The 16,698-nt window shown below is 66.4% G+C and carries 21 protein-coding genes; 16 read left to right on the top strand and 5 right to left on the bottom strand.

What is annotated here, in order from left to right; genetic code table 11:
• Nucleotides 1-103: 103 nt before the first annotated feature.
• Together NS1_RS06090 and NS1_RS06085 are read left to right on the top strand one after the other, a co-directional pair.
• On the top strand, nucleotides 104-1,126 hold the full coding sequence (locus tag NS1_RS06090; RefSeq protein WP_062982476.1) for an alpha/beta hydrolase: 1,023 nt from the start codon (nucleotides 104-106) through the stop codon (nucleotides 1,124-1,126).
• 144 nt (nucleotides 1,127-1,270) lie between these two features.
• Nucleotides 1,271-2,509 carry a TetR/AcrR family transcriptional regulator gene (locus tag NS1_RS06085; protein ID WP_062982473.1) on the top strand — a complete coding sequence of 413 codons (1,239 nt, stop codon included), beginning with the start codon at nucleotides 1,271-1,273 and terminating at the stop codon, nucleotides 2,507-2,509.
• 4 nt (nucleotides 2,510-2,513) lie between these two features.
• Here NS1_RS06085 and NS1_RS06080 read toward each other — a convergent pair whose 3' ends face one another.
• A complete protein-coding gene (locus NS1_RS06080) occupies nucleotides 2,514-4,022 on the bottom strand; it encodes an aldehyde dehydrogenase family protein (RefSeq protein WP_062982823.1) in 1,509 nt (502 codons plus the stop codon).
• A gap of 315 nt (nucleotides 4,023-4,337) precedes the next feature.
• Between NS1_RS06080 and NS1_RS06075 the strand changes: the two genes are divergently transcribed.
• The 3 genes from NS1_RS06075 to NS1_RS06065 are packed head-to-tail and all read left to right on the top strand — an operon-like array spanning nucleotide 4,338 to nucleotide 6,990.
• Complete coding sequence (locus NS1_RS06075) at nucleotides 4,338-5,339, top strand: daunorubicin/doxorubicin resistance ABC transporter ATP-binding protein DrrA (protein WP_056818502.1); 1,002 nt, start codon at nucleotides 4,338-4,340, stop codon at nucleotides 5,337-5,339.
• Nucleotides 5,339-6,148 (top strand): ABC transporter permease, encoded by an 810-nt coding sequence (locus NS1_RS06070; protein ID WP_062982471.1) that lies wholly within the window; start codon nucleotides 5,339-5,341, stop codon nucleotides 6,146-6,148. The genes NS1_RS06075 and NS1_RS06070 overlap by 1 nt, the downstream gene beginning before the upstream one ends.
• Nucleotides 6,145-6,990, top strand: a complete 846-nt coding sequence (locus NS1_RS06065) for an ABC transporter permease (protein WP_056819265.1) — start codon at nucleotides 6,145-6,147, stop codon at nucleotides 6,988-6,990. The genes NS1_RS06070 and NS1_RS06065 overlap by 4 nt, the downstream gene beginning before the upstream one ends.
• Before the next feature lie 51 nt (nucleotides 6,991-7,041).
• On the opposite strand, the gene NS1_RS06060 is transcribed toward NS1_RS06065, so the two are convergent.
• The 4 genes from NS1_RS06060 to NS1_RS06045 all read right to left on the bottom strand — a co-directional run bounded on the left by NS1_RS06060 (nucleotide 7,042) and on the right by NS1_RS06045 (nucleotide 10,886).
• Nucleotides 7,042-8,226 carry a lycopene cyclase family protein gene (locus NS1_RS06060; RefSeq protein ID WP_062982469.1) on the bottom strand — a complete coding sequence of 395 codons (1,185 nt, stop codon included), beginning with the start codon at nucleotides 8,224-8,226 and terminating at the stop codon, nucleotides 7,042-7,044.
• Nucleotides 8,227-8,300: 74 nt separating this feature from the next.
• Nucleotides 8,301-9,470, bottom strand: a complete 1,170-nt coding sequence (locus NS1_RS06055; protein ID WP_062982467.1) for an ABC transporter permease — start codon at nucleotides 9,468-9,470, stop codon at nucleotides 8,301-8,303.
• The gene (locus tag NS1_RS06050) at nucleotides 9,467-10,345 is read right to left on the bottom strand and encodes an ABC transporter ATP-binding protein (RefSeq protein ID WP_062982465.1); all 879 of its coding nucleotides are present in this window, start codon (nucleotides 10,343-10,345) and stop codon (nucleotides 9,467-9,469) included. The genes NS1_RS06055 and NS1_RS06050 overlap by 4 nt, the downstream gene beginning before the upstream one ends.
• A 64-nt stretch (nucleotides 10,346-10,409) precedes the next feature.
• Nucleotides 10,410-10,886: a hotdog fold domain-containing protein gene (locus NS1_RS06045; protein WP_062982463.1), complete on the bottom strand. Its 477-nt coding sequence runs from the start codon at nucleotides 10,884-10,886 to the stop codon at nucleotides 10,410-10,412.
• Between the two features lie 556 nt (nucleotides 10,887-11,442).
• Between NS1_RS06045 and rpsJ the strand changes: the two genes are divergently transcribed.
• Genes rpsJ through rpsQ form a run of 11 tightly spaced genes read left to right on the top strand, consistent with a single transcriptional unit; the run spans nucleotide 11,443 to nucleotide 16,696 of the window.
• Nucleotides 11,443-11,748, top strand: coding sequence for a 30S ribosomal protein S10 (gene rpsJ / locus NS1_RS06040; RefSeq protein WP_040804197.1), 306 nt, complete (start codon nucleotides 11,443-11,445; stop codon nucleotides 11,746-11,748).
• A gap of 14 nt (nucleotides 11,749-11,762) precedes the next feature.
• Nucleotides 11,763-12,428: a 50S ribosomal protein L3 gene (rplC, locus tag NS1_RS06035; protein ID WP_056818490.1), complete on the top strand. Its 666-nt coding sequence runs from the start codon at nucleotides 11,763-11,765 to the stop codon at nucleotides 12,426-12,428.
• Nucleotides 12,425-13,099, top strand: a complete 675-nt coding sequence (gene rplD, locus NS1_RS06030; RefSeq protein WP_056818488.1) for a 50S ribosomal protein L4 — start codon at nucleotides 12,425-12,427, stop codon at nucleotides 13,097-13,099. The genes rplC and rplD overlap by 4 nt, the downstream gene beginning before the upstream one ends.
• Entirely contained in the window at nucleotides 13,096-13,401 is a 306-nt protein-coding gene (rplW, locus tag NS1_RS06025) for a 50S ribosomal protein L23 (protein WP_056818486.1), read from the top strand. Before rplD ends, rplW begins: the two co-directional genes overlap by 4 nt.
• A gap of 32 nt (nucleotides 13,402-13,433) precedes the next feature.
• On the top strand, nucleotides 13,434-14,270 hold the full coding sequence (gene rplB / locus NS1_RS06020; RefSeq protein ID WP_056818484.1) for a 50S ribosomal protein L2: 837 nt from the start codon (nucleotides 13,434-13,436) through the stop codon (nucleotides 14,268-14,270).
• 14 nt (nucleotides 14,271-14,284) lie between these two features.
• Entirely contained in the window at nucleotides 14,285-14,566 is a 282-nt protein-coding gene (gene rpsS, locus NS1_RS06015) for a 30S ribosomal protein S19 (RefSeq protein WP_056818481.1), read from the top strand.
• Nucleotides 14,563-14,976, top strand: a complete 414-nt coding sequence (gene rplV / locus NS1_RS06010; protein WP_062982460.1) for a 50S ribosomal protein L22 — start codon at nucleotides 14,563-14,565, stop codon at nucleotides 14,974-14,976. Before rpsS ends, rplV begins: the two co-directional genes overlap by 4 nt.
• A complete protein-coding gene (gene rpsC / locus NS1_RS06005; protein WP_062982459.1) occupies nucleotides 14,977-15,771 on the top strand; it encodes a 30S ribosomal protein S3 in 795 nt (264 codons plus the stop codon).
• A 3-nt stretch (nucleotides 15,772-15,774) separates the two neighbouring features.
• Nucleotides 15,775-16,191 (top strand): 50S ribosomal protein L16, encoded by a 417-nt coding sequence (rplP, locus tag NS1_RS06000; RefSeq protein ID WP_056818475.1) that lies wholly within the window; start codon nucleotides 15,775-15,777, stop codon nucleotides 16,189-16,191.
• Nucleotides 16,191-16,430 carry a 50S ribosomal protein L29 gene (gene rpmC / locus NS1_RS05995; RefSeq protein ID WP_056818473.1) on the top strand — a complete coding sequence of 80 codons (240 nt, stop codon included), beginning with the start codon at nucleotides 16,191-16,193 and terminating at the stop codon, nucleotides 16,428-16,430. Before rplP ends, rpmC begins: the two co-directional genes overlap by 1 nt.
• On the top strand, nucleotides 16,427-16,696 hold the full coding sequence (rpsQ, locus tag NS1_RS05990; protein ID WP_056818470.1) for a 30S ribosomal protein S17: 270 nt from the start codon (nucleotides 16,427-16,429) through the stop codon (nucleotides 16,694-16,696). The genes rpmC and rpsQ overlap by 4 nt, the downstream gene beginning before the upstream one ends.
• Nucleotides 16,697-16,698 lie beyond the last annotated feature (2 nt).

Below are 16,698 nucleotides of genomic sequence, written 5' to 3'. Positions count from 1 at the left end.
GTGCCCTGCAGGGGAGCACGGACCGAATCGGAATTCGAGACGAAGCGAAGGTGCGAAATTGATGCGTCGGCACACCCGGCGTCGTGGCTCCAGGGCCGCGGCGATGATCGCGGCAACGGCAGTGGCGGCGGGACTGATGTCCGGCATCGGTACGAGCCCGGCATCAGCTGACCCGATCATCGATTCCAAGAGCCTGCTCGCCAACCCGGTCTCCGAGGACGGCTCCAAGATCGTCAAGGCCGAAGTGAAGGACTCGCGCAGTCTGCGACTGCACGTGTACTCCGCGGCCATGGACCAGAACATCATCGTCGACGTGCAGCGCCCCGCCGACGCCTCGGTCCCGCGTCCGACCCTGTACCTGCTCAATGGTGCGGGCGGCGGCGAGGATTCGGCGTCGTGGGTGGCCAAGACCGACGCGCTCGAGTTTCTCGGCGACAAGAACGTCAACGTCATCCAGCCGATCGGCGGCGCCTGGAGCTACTACACCGACTGGATCAACGACGACCCGGTCGTCGGGCGCAACAAGTGGAAGACCTTCTTCACCGAGGAACTGCCCCCGCTGGTCGACGGCGCGCTGGGCACCAACGGTGTGAACGCGATCGCGGGCCTGTCCACCTCGGGCACCACCGTGCTCGCGCTGCCGATCGCCAAGCCCGGCCTGTACAAGGCGGCCGCGGCCTACAGCGGTTGCGCGCAGACCTCCGATCCCGTCGGTTCGGAGTTCGTGAAGCTCACGGTCGAGACCTGGGGCGGCGGCAACACCATGAACATGTGGGGTCCGGAGGGCTCGGCGGAATGGGTCGAGAACGACCCGTACGTGAATGCCGAAGGCTTGCGCGGCGTCGATCTCTACATCTCCACCGGCAACGGTCTGCCCGGCCCGTACGACACCCTCAACGGTCCGTACGCGCTGCCAGGGGCCTACGGCCTGGCCAACCAGATCGTGATCGGTGGCGTCATCGAGGCGGGCACCAACTACTGCACGCACAATCTGGCCAACCGGCTCAACGAACTCGGTATCCCGGCGACCTTCAACTTCCGCCCCAGCGGCACCCACTCCTGGGGCTACTGGAAGGACGAGCTGAAGCTGTCGTGGCCGACGCTGGCTCGCGGACTCGGCCTGTAGACGGATCTTCTCTCGAACCGCCCCGGTAGCGAGTACGTCGCTGCCGGGGCGGTTCCATTTCTTCGACCTGCCCTCGACGTTTGCGAATTGTGGTTAACTTAGGTTGACTGGTCCAACCTGGTTCGCGTAACGGAAAGTGAGTGCATGGTCGCCGATCGCAGTGAGGCCGAACAGGCCCGCGAGCCGACGACCGCACCTGCCCGCGTCGTGCGCCGCAGACCGAAGGACCGCAAGATGCAGATCATGCGGGCCGCCGCCCGTGCGTTCAGCGCGCGGGGTTACTACCCGGTCGGCGTGGACGAGATCGCCGCCGAGGTCGGCATCTCCGGGCCCGCGCTGTATCGCCACTTCGCCAACAAATACGCGCTGCTCGTGGCCGCCGCCGAGGAGGGTGCTCGGGGTTTGCGCGATGTCGCCGCCGCGGCCGACGACCCGTCGCTGAGCCCGGAAGCCAGGCTGAACGCGGTGCTCACCGCCGTCGCCGAACGCAATATCGACATCCGTCGCGAGGCCGGGCTCTACCGCTGGGAACGCCGCTATCTCGAGCCCGATGACCGGGTGCGCATTCGCGCGTTCTATCGCGAACTCGAGTCGAACGTCGCCGCGCGGATCGCCGAGGTGCGGCCGGAGGCGAGCGCCGACGACGTGGTCCTGCTCGCGGTCGGCGCGCTGAGTTCGCTGGCCAGTATCGCCGCGCACCGCACCACCCTCTCGCACGGACGCATGCTCGCGGTGCAGCTCCAGATGGCCTGGGCGATCGTGCGCGCCGAGTTGCCGCCGACGCCGGCGGAGGCCGAGCCCGACAAGCAGACCCGTGGGCTGCCGGTGACGTCGAAACGTGAACAGCTGCTCACCGAGGCGATCCGGATCTTCGGTCGCAACGGGTATCACGAATCGGGCATCGAGGAGATCGGCGCCGCCGTCGGCATCAACGCCTCGAGCGTGTACCGCCACTTCGACAGCAAGGCCGACCTGCTCGCGGCGGCCTTTCATCGCACCGCCGACCGACTCGCTGTCGCGATCGGCGAGGCGCTGGCCGAAAGCGACGACCGCGCCGACGCTGCCCGCCGCATCGCCGACCAGCACGCTCGCCTCACCTTCGCGACGCCCGAGATCATGCCGGTCTACTACGCGGAGTTCAGCAATCTCCCGCAGGCCGAGCAACACCGCCTGCGCGCCATCCAGCGACAGAACATCCTCGAATGGGCGAACCTGCTCGACGACGACCCGATCGAAGCGCGTTTCCGCGTGCACGCCGCCGTCGGCCAGATCATCGACGTCGGTCGCCTGCTGCGCTTCGACTCGCGCCCCGAACAACTGGCCCGCCTCACCGCACTCACCGACGCGGTGTTGCTCGGCAGCGGCTCGGCGGACGAGAACTAGCAGGTCAGCCGCGGCCGTGGCGGAGGCGGAAGATCGCTCTCGCGGTCTGTAGGTGCCCAGGGCGACGGTCGAAGGTGGACAGCCGGATCGGCGCCCGGTAGCGCCTGCGGGCGATCGACATCGTGCGGCTGTATTCGTGCAGACCCTGCTGACCGTGGCTGTGGCCCTGTCCGTATTCGCCGACCCCGCCGAACGGCAGGGCGGGGATGCCGGTGAACGCGGTCGACGAGTTCACGGTCACCACACCCACTTTCAGCTGTTCGGCGATGAACTCGGCGCTGGGGATGTCGAGGGTGAAGATGGTGACGGCGATGCCGTTGCCCGCCGCGTTGACCCGGGTGACCGCGTCGGCCAGGTCGGCGACCCGGTTCACCACGAGCACCGGGCCGATGCCCTCGCCGGTGATCGCGATGCTGTCCTCGGGGACCTCGGCCAGCACGATCGGCTCCACATACGGGTCGCGGAACGAATCGAGTCCGCCCAGCACCGCGTGCCCGCCGTGGGCGAGCGCGTCGCGAACCTGTCTGCGCACCACGTCGACCTGGGCGGCATTGATCATCGGTCCGTAGGAGGCGCGATTGTCGGCGCCGGGACGCAGCTTGGCCGCCCGCTCCGCCACTTTGGCCAGGAAGTCGTCGAAGACCGAATCGGCGACATAACAGCGCTGGATGCCGGAGGAGTTCTGCCCGGCGTTGGCCATCGCGCCGAACACCGCCGCCTCCGCTGCCGCGTCGAGCATCGCGTCGACGTGCACGATCATGCTGCCCTTGCCGCTGTTCTCCACCACCACCGGCGTGAGCGACTGGGCGCACAGGGCGATCACCTCGCGTCCGCGAGCCTCGGGCCCGGCGTAGGCGATCTTGTCCACCTCGGCCTTGCACAGGGCGGTCGCGGTCCGCGAATTACCGGTAACCGCTTGCAGTACGGGCTGTTCGGGCGAGACCGCGGCCCAGCTGTCGGCCAGCCAGGTGCCGACACCGGTACTGAGCTCGTGCGGATTGAACACCACCGTGTTGCCGGCGGCCATGGCGTAGGCGATCGAACCCATCGGTGTGAACACGGGGTTGTTCCACGCGCCGAGCACCCCGATCACGCCCAGCGGCAGATAGCCGACGGAGGCGTGCTGATTGCGGGTGAACCAGCCGGTGGACAGGCGGCGGCGACCCAGTGTGCGCGCGGCGTTGCGGGCGGCCCAGTCCAGATTCTCCACCGCCAGCATCACTTCCAGGGTGGCGTCGGCCTCCGGTTTGCCGGTCTCGCTGCGCAGAATCTCCACCAATTCGCCTGCGTTGCGGGCGATCTGACGACGCCACTCGAGTAACAGGCGCTTGCGCTCACCGAATTCCAGTTCGCCCCACCAGTTCTGGGTGGCCCGGGCGGTGCGTACCGCACGGGTGACCTCGGCGGTGCCGTGGACGGGATACTGCGCGAGCTGTTCACCGGTGCGCGGATCGAAGGCCGTGAGCACATCGGATCGACCGATCGGCGCGGCAGTGGAAGCCGACTCGACCATGGTCACCTCCCCACAAGATCGAACACGCCCGCGTGCGGGCCGGTGAGACGAGTGTTTCCCCGCTGTCAGCGTATGGGTGTGCGGCCCGGCCGACAAGGTCAACGCACTGCCCTTGCACTGCCCACGTGAGTAACGCCACTGGGGCAGGCGAAGGATGCCCCGGCAAACTGGGCGCATCGACGCGGACCTGGGCCGGGAAAACCGCCGGACCGGTAACATCGCGCCGAACGGTATGGATCACTTACCGGGAAGAATTTTTCCGCGTGCGCTCGTCTCGTTCAGGGCCGTGCGCACCCGGCCGATGGTGGAGAGTTGATGCCGAGTTCGATCTCAGTGGATTCGCCCGCAGGTGGCGTCGCGTCGCGCGACAGTGAACCCGCGGTGCTGGTGTCCGACGTGCGCAAGTCGTTCGGTGACGTGCACGCCCTGCAGGGCATCAGTTTCCAGGCCGAAAAGGCCAGTGTGCTGGGCATCCTCGGACCCAACGGTGCGGGAAAGACCACCATGGTCAAGGTGTTGTCGACGCTGCTGCGCCCCGACTCCGGCACCGCCGTCGTCGCCGGGCACGACGTGCTCACCGACGCCGCGGGCGTGCGTCGCTCGATCATGATGACCGGTCAGTACGCCGCCCTCGACGAGAACCTGACCGGCCGGGAGAACCTCGAGCTGTTCGGTCGCCTGATGGGCCTGACCAAATCGGCCGCGCGCAAGCGCGCCGAGGTGCTGCTCGAAGAGTTCGACCTGGTCAGCGCGGGTAAGCGAGCCGTGCGCAACTACTCCGGCGGCATGCGCCGTCGCGTCGACATCGCCTGCGGACTGGTCGTGCGACCGGAGGTGGTGTTCCTCGACGAGCCCACCACCGGCCTCGACCCGCGCAGTAGGCAGGGCGTGTGGGACCTGGTCACCGCGCTCAAGAACCAGGGCATCACGGTGCTGCTCACCACGCAGTACCTCGAAGAGGCCGACGTCCTCAGTGACAACATCATCGTCATCGACAAGGGCACCGTCATCGCGGAAGGCACCGCCGACCAGCTCAAGGCCAAGACCGGCGGCAGCTACTGCGAGATCGTCCCGCTGGACCTGAGCCGCCTCCCGGCGACCGTTCGGGCCCTCGGTGACCTGGTGCCCGCTGTCGTCGCCGCCGATATCGACGGCGCCGACAAGCTGTCCATCCCCGCCCCCGACGGCGCCGCCACCCTGGCCGAGGCGCTGCGCAGGCTCGACAACGCGGGCATCGACCTCGCCGACATCGCGCTGCGCAGGCCCTCGCTCGACGACGTGTTCCTGTCGATCACCGGTCACTCGGGCGGCCACTAGTGAGCGTGTCCACCCCCGCGGCGAACACGTTGTTCGCCGAGCTACCCGCTGTGCACCCGAGCAGTTTCGCGCAGTGGCGCGCGCTGACCGGGCGCATCGTGCGCACCATGGCCACCAAGGGCGAGCTGATCGTCGCGGTGCTCACCCCGCTCGTGGTCACCGTGGCCTTCTACCTGCCGTTGCGGTACGTGATGAAGGTCCAGGGCATCGACTACGCGCAGTACGTGATGCCGATCGTCGTGCTGCAGACGATGGCCATGACGATGATGTCGAACGCGCAGCTCGCGGCGTTCGAAGCGCTCACCGGGTTGAGTACCCGACTCCAGACGATGCCGATCGGTTCGCTGGTTCCGCTGATGTCGCGGATCTGCGCGGGTCTGGTGCGGTCGATCGTCTCGCTGATCGCGACCGTCGCCTACGGCTACGTGATCGGCTTCCGGTTCACCGGCGGTTGGTTGCAGGCGCTCGCGTTCTGCGGATTCGCGCTGGCCGTCGGCGTGGTGCTCACGCTCGGCGCCGACGCGCTCGGCAGCCTCACCAAGAACCCCGAGGCGCTCAGCCAGGCCCTCACCCTGCCGATTCTGATCTTCGGCATGATGTCGACCGGGTTCGTGCCGGAGGCCAGCTTCCCGGCGTGGGTGCGGCCGTTCGCGCGCAACCAGCCGATCTCCCAGTTCGCCCAGACCCTCAGCGATATGGCCGCGGGCCATCTGAGCTGGGCAGGCACGTGGGTGTCGCTGGCGTGGCTCGGCGGACTGGCTGTTTTCTTCCTCCCACTGGCTGTGTGGGCGAGTGTGAGGCGATCATGACAACAATCGAGAAGTCGTCGGTCGAGGAGGCCGCGGCCGACCTGCCGGTGGTGCATCCCAAGCCGGAGAGTTCGGTGTCGGTGTGGTTCACCCACAGCCTCATCCAGACCAAGCGGCTGCTGATGGTGTGGTTGCGTGACCCCTCGACGACCATCCAGACCATCGCCTACCCGGCGGTGACCCTGCTGATGTTCCGCATCGTGCTCGGTGACTCCATCACCGCGGCCACCGGCGCTCCCAGCATCTACGGCCAGGCCGCGCTGCTGACCCTGGTCGCGGCCATGACCGGCGCGGTGGTGAGTGCGCTCGGGTTCAAACGGGAGAAGGCATCGGGACTGCTCAGCCGGTTCTACACGATGCCGCTGAACAAGGCTTCGCTGCTCACCGGTCGGCTGCTGGCCGAGATGCTGCGCATCCTGATCACCACGTTGATCGTGCTGCTCGTCGCGGTGCCGCTCGGCTTCCTGTTCATGGAGGACCCGCTCGCCAATATCGCGCTGGTCCTGGTTCCGGTGCTGTTCGGCATCGGGTTCGCGGTGATGGTGACCGCCCTGGCCACGATCACCGAGGGCGTCATGCTGATCAGCCTCATCGGCATTCTCAATACGCTGCTGATGTTCTTCAACACCGGCTTCGTTCCGGTCTTCGCCTACCCCACCTGGTTGCAGGACGTGGTCGCGAATCAGCCGATGAGCTGTGCGATCGATGCGATGAAGGGGCTGTCCTACGGTGGGCCGGTCGCTGAACCGCTGCTCAAGACCGTCGCCTGGACGGTGGGGATGGTCGTGGTCTTCGCCTACCCGGCGATCGTCGGCTACAAGAAGGCCGCCGAGTCGTCCTGAGACCGTCGCATGCTGATCGCCGTCACGAACGCTGTGGCGGCGATCAGTGCGTTATCGGCTGGGTGAGTCGGCGCCTGCGGGTGCGAAGGGGTAGTCCACCCAGCGGTCGCGGTTGGTCCAGCCGACGAGGTCGTAGCGCCACCGGAACGGCCAGGTGTGGGCGACGGTGTTGAACAGGGCGGCGCCGAGCGCGGAGTAGTCGTCGTGGGCCGAGAGCAGCGCGCGCTGGCGGCGTTCGGATTCGGTGAAGAAGGCGTCGAACATGGCGATGGACTGGTCGGTGGTGAGTCGACCCAGACCCCACAGGCCACGCATCCGCATCCAGTACACGGCCCTGGCCCGCCACGGCCACAGAGCTTCGATCGGATTCTCGCCGCGCTGCACCGCGGCGACCGCGGTGTCCGCCAGCGCGAGTGAGTCGGCCACGCTGTATCCGGTGCACGGGTGCATCATCCCGCCGCGCGAGCCGAACGGCACCGCCACCGCGGTGCCCTTCTTCGGCGGTGGCTGATCCAGGGGGTAGTGGGCGGCCTCGTGCGGTTCGTCGCCGGTGAGAGTGATCCCGTGGGCCGCGAGCCGGTTGAGGGTGCGCTTGCGTAACTCGTGCTGCGGCATCCCGCCGCGCAATCCCAGGCTGGTCTCCTCGAAGATCACCGTGCCGTCCCCGAGCGGCACCGCGTAGAGGAACGACGGCGGCTCGTCGGGGCCCGCACCGTTCTCCGGCCGCCAATCCAGCAGCAGCCCTTCGCCTTCCGCGACCATCGGCGCCGCGGTCTCGGCGTCGACGAAGATTCCGTGGGCCGAGGCGGCCCCGCGCTTGCCCAACGTCGGCAGCCCCCGCGTATCGAACACCGCCCCCGCCGAGATCACCGTCCCGTCCGCGAGCTCCACCTCGTGGGCGTCCACCCGCCGCGCCCGATCCGCGAAGACGGTCGCGTCGTCCAAGGCCAACGCCGCGTGCAGCCCAGCTTTGGAGAGCACGCAATACGGCCGCTCGATCCGATGCTCGCCTTTGGTCCACACCGTCGGCGCGGCGATCCGCTGGGCGATGGCACTCGCGGGCAACCACGTCGGCAACTCGTCGATCCAGCAGGAGAAGGTCGGCGGGAACAACCGCTCCGGCCGCGGATCCACCGCGGCCACTCGCAACCCGGCCACCGCGGCCCGATGCGCCAACCCCCGCCCGGTCGGCCCCAGCCCGACCACGCAGATATCGAATTCCCGCACAACACTCACGTCCGCATTCAATCGGCCCCACCCGTCGCCACGCAAGCACCAGTGACCCGGTCGTCACTCGCCCCGATGCTGCCCTAGTCCTCCAGGGCCAGGGCCTGGCGCATCGTCAGGCGAGCCTGGGTCTGCATCAGCGAACGGCGGTAGATCTTCTCGGCGACGACGACGATCGCGTAGGTGGCGACCGCCATCAGGGCCAGGGCGATGAAGGGTTCCCACCAGGCGGCGGTGCCCTCGGCCAGGCGGGCGGGCATGGCGACGATGGACATGATCGGGATATAGGAGCCGATGACACGGGCCGTGCCGGTGAGGAAGATGCCCGCGAACAGCACGATCATGATGAGCAGCCCGAGCGGAGTCGAGGTGGACTGGAGGTCTTCGCTGCGAGTGGCGAGCGCGCCCGCGACGGCCCACAGGCTCGCCAGGGCGAGGAAGCCGACGAGGAAGAAGACGATGAACCAGCCCGCGGCCCCGGCGATCTGGCCCAGTTGAGCACCCTTGCCGGTCGCCGCCAACCCGATCAACCCCGCCCCGACGAACAGGGCCAACTGCGCGAATGCCAGTGCCGCGTTGCCCACGACCTTGCCGATCAGCAACTGCCGCAACGGCATCGCACTGGCCAGGATCTCCACGATGCGATTCTGTTTCTCCTCGACCACACTCTGCGCGATGGACATGCCGAACAGCACCGACGCCAGATAGAAGAGGAACGCGAAGACGAACGAGACGATCTTGGCCAGGCCCGGGTCGATCGCGCCCTTCTCCAGCAGGTCGTAGGTCACGGTCGCACCGCGGGCCAGCTCGTCGAGCGAGACGCCCGCGACAGCGGCATTGCGCTGCAACGCGATCTGCTGTGCGGCGGCGGTGATGTAGGTGGTGGCGTTGTCGTCCTCGGCGGTCTTGCCGATCAGCTGCCATCCGCTGGGGTCGGCGGGCACCAGGCCCACGTCGACCTCGTCCTCGCGGACCAACTGCTCGACCGCGGCCTGGTCGGCGACGGGTCGCGCGATGAAGCTCACGTCGGTCCCCGCGTTCGAGGCCAGGGTGTTCGCCGTCTCGAGTACGATCGAGGTGTCCGAACCGGTGATCGCCACGTCGATCTTGTCTGGCCTGCTGCTGAGGAACCCGGTGAGAACCAGCGACGCGAGGATCACCACCAGCGTCACCACAGTCGAGATGACGAAGTTGCGGTCACGCAGCTTCACCGCGATCTCCCTCGCGGCAACGATCCGCCACACGCCGTTCACGCTGTCACCTCCCGGTAGATTTCGGCGACCGTCGGCCTGGCCTCGGTGAACTCGCGCACCGACCCCCGCGACAGCGCCTCCTTCAGCACCCCGTCGGTGCCGCCGCCGTCGATCTCGAACAACACACGCGGCCCGACACTCTCGACCACGCGAATCCCCGGATAGTCCCGCAGCCACCCCGCATCACCCTCGAGCACCAGCCGATACCGTGAGCCACCGCTGGACCGCAGCTCGTCGACCGAGCCCTGCCCGACCACCCGGCCCGAGGCGAGCACCACCAGCTGATCGCACAGCTGCTCCACCAGATCCAGCTGATGCGAGGAGAACAGCACCGGCACACCCTGATCGGCGTACTCGCGCAGCAACTCCACCATCGAATCCACGGCTACGGGGTCGAGCCCGGAGAACGGTTCGTCCAGGATCAGCGCCGTCGGCTGCGCGATCACCGCCGCCGCGATCTGGACGCGCTGCTGATTGCCCAGCGACAACGATTCGAGCTTGTCCTTGCCGCGCGAGCCCAGATCGAACCGCTCCAACAGGGTTTCGGTGCGCGCCTTCGCCTCGCCGGCGGGCAGCCCACGCAAGCGGGCCAGGTACACGAGCTGGTCGAACACCGGCTGCTTGGGATAGAGCCCCCGCTCCTCGGGCATATATCCGAACGAGCGCCGATCCAGCTCGGTCACCGGCCTGCCTGCCCACCGGATCTCGCCGGACTGAACGGCCAACACGCCCATGATCATTCGCATCGTGGTGGTCTTGCCCGCCCCGTTGCCCCCGACGAACCCGGTCAGCGCGCCGGGCGGGACCGCGAACGACACATCGTTAACCGCGACGTTCTCCCCGAACCGGCGTGTCACATGGGCGACTTCCAACATCGGACTCCCCGTCTTTTGTGGCCTGAGCCACAACCGTACCGATGCAAGGGTTCCCGCGCCGGGATCAGCGCGGTGAAACCCAGGTGGTGATGTCGGCGTGTACGACCTCGATGCCGTCCTTGTCGTAGATCGAGACGGGGACCGTGAGTTCCTGGCCCTTGGTGATCGCCGAGAAGTCGGGGATCTCGTCGAGTTTCGCCACCGCGCGCAGGCCCGATTCCGCCTTGACCAGGTACTGGACGTTCATCGACTTGGGGATCCAGCGATGGGTGGTGGGAACGGTGGCCTCGCTGAGCATGCCCATCGCCACCTCGGCGAGGTTGCAGGCCGCGATCGCGTGGAAGGTGCCGAGGTGGTTGTGGATGCCGAACCACTTCGGGGAGGTCACCTCGCAGACGCCGGGCTCGAGGCGGACCACCTGGGGGAGCACGGTGCCGAAGTAGGGGACCCGGGCGACCATGCCGAGCGAGAACAACGCGTGTCCGATGCGGTTGTCGGGCAGCTTCTTCCAGCCGCGGAAGGTCGCGGTTTCCTGTGTCATGATCGCTATCTTACTCAGAAGTAAGGTAGCGGGGAACCCTCCGGTGACCAGCGGGGGCGACGAGCCAGCTACCATTGCTCGGTACAGCCCAGCCGGCGGTGTGGTCGAGGTAGTAGCCCCTTTGGTGGCGTGATCGATACCTCATGACCCCCGATTTGAAGGACGTCGTCGGCATGGTGCATACTGTTCGGGTTGCCTTGCGCAGGATCCCCAACTCTTCGGAGCGGATGACCTGAGCAAGGGGAGCAGTAGTTTGTATCTCGCCGGCTCGCCGGTGTGGATACGTTCGGAACCACGCACTTCCGGCCCATGGTGAGTAACTGACCCGGGTCGGAGATTAAGAGTTAGGGCGACACGCCCGACCGCGTGGACCGGAGAACCATGACAGATGAACAGCGGCGAGGACTAGGTAGTGCCTTTTGGTGCGCCCTGGTTGCGGGTCTTTAGTGGGAAACCACGCTGAGGCGTCTTTCTGTGTTCGGGCTGTGCAAATTGAGGGTGGTGCGGGAGCAAGCTCCTGTGACCACGAAGGAAAGCGGAGAAAAGGACACTTAGCGTGGCGGGACAAAAGATCCGCATCAGGCTCAAGGCCTATGACCACGAGGCGATCGACGCGTCAGCGCGCAAGATCGTGGAAACGGTGACCCGCACCGGCGCCCGTGTGGTCGGGCCTGTGCCGTTGCCGACCGAGAAGAACATCTACTGCGTCATCCGTTCGCCGCACAAGTACAAGGACTCGCGCGAACACTTCGAGATGCGCACGCACAAACGCCTCATCGACATCCTCGACCCGACGCCGAAGACGGTTGACGCGCTGATGCGCATCGACCTGCCGGCCAGCGTCGACGTCAACATTCAGTGACGGGGACTCGAGACATGACTGACAACAAGAATCGGCCCCAGGCCGGAATCCTGGGCACCAAGCTCGGCATGACCCAGGTCTTCGACGAGAAGAACCGCGTCGTCCCGGTCACCGTCATCAAGGCGGGCCCGAACGTGGTCACCCAGATTCGTACCGTGGAGCGCGACGGCTATTCGGCCGTTCAGATCGCTTTCGGCGCCATCGACCCGCGCAAGGTGAACAAGCCGGTCTCCGGCCAGTTCGCCAAGGCCGGTGTCACCCCGCGCCGCCACGTCACCGAGATCCGCGTCGCGGATGCCTCCACCTTCGAGATCGGCCAGGAACTCTCGGCTGATGTCTTCGAAGAGGGCACCTACGTCGACGTGACCGGAATCAGCAAGGGCAAGGGCTTCGCCGGCACCATGAAGCGTCACGGCTTCAAGGGCCAGGGCGCCTCGCACGGTGCGCAGGCTGTGCACCGTCGCCCGGGTTCCATCGGTGGCTGTGCCACTCCCGGCCGCGTGTTCAAGGGCATGCGCATGTCGGGTCGTATGGGTAACGACCGCGTCACCACGCAGAACCTCTCGGTTCACAAGGTCGATGCCGAGAACGGTTTGCTCCTGGTCAAGGGTGCTATCCCCGGCCGCAAGGGCAACATCGTGATCGTCAAGAGCGCCGTGAAGGGTGGTGCGCACGCATGACCAGCCTCGACAAGAAGGCCAACCTGACGCTGACCGTTAAGGCCGCAGGCGGCAAGACCGAAGGCACCGTCGAACTCCCCTCGGAGATCTTCGACGTGACCGCCAACGTCGCGCTGATGCACCAGGTCGTTATCGCTCAGCTGGCCGCTGCTCGCCAGGGCACCCACTCCACGAAGACTCGTGGCGAGGTCCGTGGTGGTGGCAAGAAGCCGTACCGCCAGAAGGGCACCGGCCGCGCCCGTCAGGGCTCGACCCGTGCGCCGCAGTTCGCCGGCGGTGGCACCGTCCACGGCCCGCAGCCGCGTGACTACAGCCAGCGGACCCCCAAGAAGATGAAGGCCGCCGCCCTGCGCGGTGCCCTCTCCGATCGGGCCCGCAACGAGCGCATCCACGTGATCACCGAACTGGTCTCGGGTCAGAACCCGTCGACCAAGATTGCCAAGGACTTCCTGGCCGAGCTCTCGGGCCGCAAGAAGTTCCTGGTCGTCGTCGGCCGCGAGGACGTCGCCGCGTGGAAGAGCGTGGCGAACCTGCAGAACGTGCTGCCGATCGCCCCGGATCAGCTCAACACCTACGACGTGCTCAACAGCGACGACGTGGTGTTCAGCGTCGAGGCCCTGAACGCTTTCGTTCACGGTCCCGCCGAGGCGGCCCAGGAGGAGAGCAAGTGAGCACCATCGCCGACCCCCGCGACATCCTGCTCGCACCGGTCATCTCGGAGAAGTCCTACGGGCTGATCGAGGAAGGCACCTACACCTTCCTGGTGCACCCGGATTCGAACAAGACGCAGATCAAGATCGCCGTCGAGAAGGTTTTCGGCGTCACGGTCACCAGCGTCAATACCGCCAACCGTCAGGGCAAGCGCAAGCGGACCAAATTCGGTTACGGAAAGCGCAAGGACACCAAGCGCGCACTCGTGACCCTCTCGGCCGATAGCAAGCCCATCGAGATCTTCGGAGGACCGGTCGCGTAAGCGCCTGGGACTCCAGAAAGCGAGAAGAACTCATGGCAATCCGTAAGTACAAGCCGACAACGCCGGGCCGTCGTGGCTCCAGCGTCTCGGACTTCGCCGAGATCACCCGGTCGACGCCGGAGAAGTCGCTGCTGCGCCCGCTCACCAAGTCCGGTGGTCGTAACGCGCACGGTCGCATCACCACTCGTCACCGCGGTGGCGGTCACAAGCGTGCCTACCGTCTGATCGACTTCCGTCGACTGGACAAGGACGGCATCCCGGCCAAGGTCGCTCACATCGAGTACGACCCCAACCGCACCGCCAACATCGCACTGCTGCACTTTGCCGACGGCGAGAAGCGCTACATCATCGCGCCGAAGGGCATCAAGCAGGGCAGCCCGATCGAGTCCGGCCCCACGGCCGACATCAAGCCGGGTAACAACCTGCCGCTGCGCAACATCCCGACCGGTACCACGATTCACAACGTGGAGCTGCGTCCGGGCGGCGGCGCCAAGATGGCTCGTTCCGCTGGAATGAGCATTCAGCTGCTGGGCAAGGAAGGGCCGTACGCGACCCTTCGTATGCCTTCGGGTGAAATCCGCCGTGTCGACGTGCGCTGCCGCGCCACCGTCGGCGAGGTCGGCAACGCCGAGCAGTCGAACATCAACTGGGGCAAGGCCGGCCGTATGCGCTGGAAGGGCCGTCGTCCCACCGTCCGTGGTGTCGTCATGAACCCGGTCGACCACCCGCATGGTGGTGGTGAGGGTAAGACCTCCGGTGGTCGCCACCCGGTCTCCCCGTGGGGTCAGCCTGAAGGCCGTACCCGCAAGCCCAACCGCCCGAGCGACAAGCTCATCGTTCGCCGTCGTAAGACCGGCAAGAAGCGCTAAGGAGGAGGTAAGAAATGCCACGCAGCCTCAAGAAGGGCCCGTTCGTCGACGACCACCTCCTCGCGAAGGTGGACGTGCAGAACGAAAAGGGCACGAAGCAGGTCATCAAGACCTGGTCGCGTCGCTCGACCATCATCCCCGATTTCATCGGACACACTTTCGCCGTTCACGACGGTCGCAAGCACGTCCCGGTGTTCATCTCGGACAACATGGTCGGCCACAAGCTCGGTGAGTTCGCGCCGACCAGGACGTTCAAGAGCCACGTCAAGGACGACCGGAAGAGCAAGCGGCGATGACTGAAACCAATACCGAAACGGTTCAGAACCCGACTGCACGCGCTACCGCCAAGCACGTTCGGGTCACCCCGATGAAGGCCCGTCGCGTCGTGGACCTGGTCCGCGGCAAGCGAGTCGAGGACGCGCTGGCCATTCTGCGGTTCGCACCGCAGGCTGCCAGCGAGCCCGTGGCCAAGGTCGTGGCTTCGGCCGCGGCGAACGCCGAGAACAACCTCGGCCTCAACCCGGCCACCCTGGTCATCTCGACTGCTTTTGTCGACGAGGGCGCCACCATGAAGCGTTTCCAGCCGCGGGCCCAGGGTCGCGCGTTCCGGATTCGCAAGCGCACCAGCCACATCACCATCGAGGTCGAGAGCGTGCCCACCACCGGCGCTGACACTCGTAGCCGCCGGAAGGGAGGGGCAAAGTAAATGGGACAGAAAATTAACCCCCATGGCTTCCGCCTCGGTATCACCACCGACTGGAAGTCACGTTGGTACGCGGACAAGCAGTACGCGGAATACGTGAAGGAAGACGTTCAGATCCGCAAGCTCCTCGCCACAGGCATGGAGCGGGCAGGCATCTCGAAGGTCGAGATCGAGCGCACCCGTGATCGCGTCCGTGTGGATATCTTCACCGCGCGTCCCGGCATCGTGATCGGTCGTCGTGGAGCGGAAGCCGACCGCATCCGCTCCGAGCTGGAGAAGCTCACCAAGAAGCAGGTTCAGCTGAACATCCTCGAGGTCAAGAACCCCGAATCGGATGCGCAGCTGGTTGCTCAGGGTGTTGCCGAGCAGCTGTCCAACCGTGTGGCGTTCCGTCGTGCGATGCGTAAGGCCATTCAGTCGGCCATGCGTTCGCCGAACGTCAAGGGCATCCGCGTGCAGTGCTCGGGCCGCCTCGGTGGCGCCGAAATGTCGCGCTCGGAGTTCTACCGTGAAGGTCGCGTTCCGCTGCACACGCTGCGTGCGGACATCGACTACGGCCTCTACGAGGCCAAGACCACCTTCGGTCGCATCGGCGTCAAGGTCTGGATCTACAAGGGCGACATCGTCGGTGGTCGTCGTGAAGTGACCGCCGCCGCCGCCGCTCCGGATCGCCAGCGTCGCGAGCGTCCGAGCCGTCCTCGTCGGTCCGGCGCCACTGGCACCACCGCGACCAGCACCGAGGTCGGGCGCGCCGCCACTGCAGTGGCGGAGGCTCCGGCAGAGAACAAGGAGGGCTGACGCATGCTGATGCCCCGTAGGGTCAAGCACCGCAAGCAGCACCACCCCGGTCGCTCCGGCATGGCCAAGGGCGGCACGGCGGTGGCCTTCGGTGAGTACGGCATCCAGGCTCTCGAGCCCGCCTACGTCACCAACCGTCAGATCGAGTCGGCGCGTATCGCAATGACCCGCCACATCAAGCGTGGCGGCAAGATCTGGATCAACATCTACCCCGATCGTCCGCTCACGAAGAAGCCGGCCGAAACCCGCATGGGTTCCGGTAAGGGTTCGCCGGAGTGGTGGGTCGCGAACGTGAAGCCCGGTCGGGTCATGTTCGAGATGTCTTACCCCAACGAGGAGACTGCTCGTGAGGCCCTGCGCCGCGCGATGCACAAGCTCCCGATGAAATGCAGGATCGTGACCAGGGAGGAGCAGTTCTGATGGCTACCGAAACACCGGCCGCAGAGCTCCGCGAGCTCAACGAAGAGGAGCTCGTCGCCCGCCTGCGTGAGTCGAAGGAAGAGCTGTTCAATCTGCGCTTCCAGATGGCAACGGGTCAGCTCGACAACAACCGTCGTCTGCGCGTCGTCCGCCACGAGATCGCGCGCATCTACACGGTCATGCGTGAGCGCGAGCTCGGCCTGGCCACGGCACCCGCTGGCAAGGGAGATGCGGCATGAGCGAGAACACCGAAGAGCGCAACAGCCGCAAGGTACGCAGCGGCTACGTTGTCTCCGACAAGATGAACAAGACGATCGTCGTCGAGCTGGAAGACCGTCACCGGCACAAGCTCTACGGCAAGATCATTCGCACCACCTCCAAGGTGAAGGCGCATGACGAGAACGAGATCGCCCACGTCGGCGACCACGTTCAGCTGATGGAGACCCGTCCGCTGTCGGCCACCAAGCGCTGGCGTCTGGTCGAGGTCCTGGAGAAGGCCAAGTAAGG

The organism is Nocardia salmonicida NBRC 13393 (assembly GCF_001613085.1).
GTDB lineage: Bacteria > Actinomycetota > Actinomycetes > Mycobacteriales > Mycobacteriaceae > Nocardia > Nocardia salmonicida.
The sequence above is the reverse complement of the archived record's forward strand: the minus strand, read 5'-3'. Positions and strand labels throughout refer to the sequence as shown.